Genomic DNA, 1382 nt, shown 5'->3' on the forward strand with positions numbered 1-1382 from the left:
AGAACTTTGGTAAGAAACTGAAACGAGATACAGTTACTCTTGAGGAGTTGAAACAGATAGCTGATGTGATGGAGGTTACCTTTGAGCAATCATTTATCTTCCCGGATGGAGAACAGATAAAAACAAGTAACGAATAGGCGGTGAGTAGCATGGATACTGTGGATTTGATTATTAAATCATCAACAGAATTTTATAATGATTTGAAGGGTGATGAGAATGGTCGATATCGTTCTTGGGAACACTGCTATTCACATTTCATAAAAGCACGAGGGAGCCAAGAGATTGATTATGATTATTTGAGTTTGCAATTGGCCTTTTATTTGGCTAGTTGGGGAATGTATCGTGGTTCATCCTTTTTATTGCAAAAGGATTATAAAGTACATATTCCGGTAGTGAAAGAACTGTTAAGTGAGAAGTATGATGTGCTGGCTGGAATTGAGTGCGTTAGCTTTAGAGAAAAAAGCAATCAACAATTACTTCTAGATATAAATTCGTTTTTAGGGCAGTATTACGATAAAATCAGACGAGAAGTAAAAGAGCAAAAATTAAAAAATCAATTGTCCTTTACACTAATCACTAAAATACTTATGGGAACTCTTGGTTGCGTTCCTGCATACGATAGATATTTTATAGCAGGCATTAAAAATCAGAAGGTTGCAATCGGTAATTACAACTTGAAATCCATTATGCAGCTTGTCGATTTTTACGAAAAAAATTCTGCTCGATTTGAACCAGTTAGAGAGAAAATGAAAATTGAAGGTATGCCGTATCCACAGATGAAGATGATTGATATGGGATTTTGGCAGGTTGGTTTTGAATTGGATACAAATAAGGGAATACAGACAGCACACTAGGAGGTAGAAACATGGAATATACACCAATGGAAAAGGATGTTCTTGATATGATGCAGAGAACTGATTTTAAGAATATATCAAAAGGTGATGTGATTAGTTTTGCATCAAAGATAGGCGAACTTCGTCCTGAAGTGGCTAAAGAAGTGCTTGCATAGTTTCCTGAATTTGTTGGATTAATGAAATCTTCATTAACTGAATACAAGGAGATGCTTGATACAATTGTAAGTAGTGATGATGCAAGTATTAAGGAGTATTACGGTGTAGCAAACAAAGAAATGGATCAGGCTGCAGATAGTAGAAAACAGTTTTATGCTTTTGTAAAACAAGTGCAAGCTGATTGCAGTAAACTTCTCGATAATCCAAACCTTCCTCCTGAGATGATGATTGAGATGTCTGAGATATTTGGGGTGGATAAGTCCGGAATAAGCAGACATTTGAAAAAATATTTGAAACAGGTAAATTAGATGAAAAGTGGTTGTTGCAAAAATTGCAACAACCACGAGGCATGGAGCAATAGAAGGAAAGCGG

At 35.8% G+C, this 1382-nt stretch carries 3 protein-coding genes; all 3 read left to right on the top strand.

Annotated features, from left to right (window positions below):
- Window positions 1–149: 149 nt before the first annotated feature.
- The 3 genes from CCU_RS10720 to CCU_RS10730 are packed head-to-tail and all read left to right on the top strand — an operon-like array spanning window position 150 to window position 1318.
- Window positions 150–854, top strand: coding sequence for a hypothetical protein (locus tag CCU_RS10720; RefSeq protein ID WP_015534665.1), 705 nt, complete (start codon window positions 150–152; stop codon window positions 852–854).
- An 11-nt stretch (window positions 855–865) separates the two neighbouring features.
- Window positions 866–1009 (top strand): hypothetical protein, encoded by a 144-nt coding sequence (locus CCU_RS10725; RefSeq protein ID WP_015534666.1) that lies wholly within the window; start codon window positions 866–868, stop codon window positions 1007–1009.
- Between the two features lie 51 nt (window positions 1010–1060).
- Window positions 1061–1318 (top strand): hypothetical protein, encoded by a 258-nt coding sequence (locus CCU_RS10730; RefSeq protein WP_208896171.1) that lies wholly within the window; start codon window positions 1061–1063, stop codon window positions 1316–1318.
- Window positions 1319–1382: the final 64 nt, after the last annotated feature.

Origin of the sequence: Coprococcus sp. ART55/1 (assembly GCF_000210595.1) — a bacterium.
Classification (GTDB): Bacteria; Bacillota; Clostridia; order Lachnospirales; family Lachnospiraceae; genus Coprococcus; species Coprococcus aceti.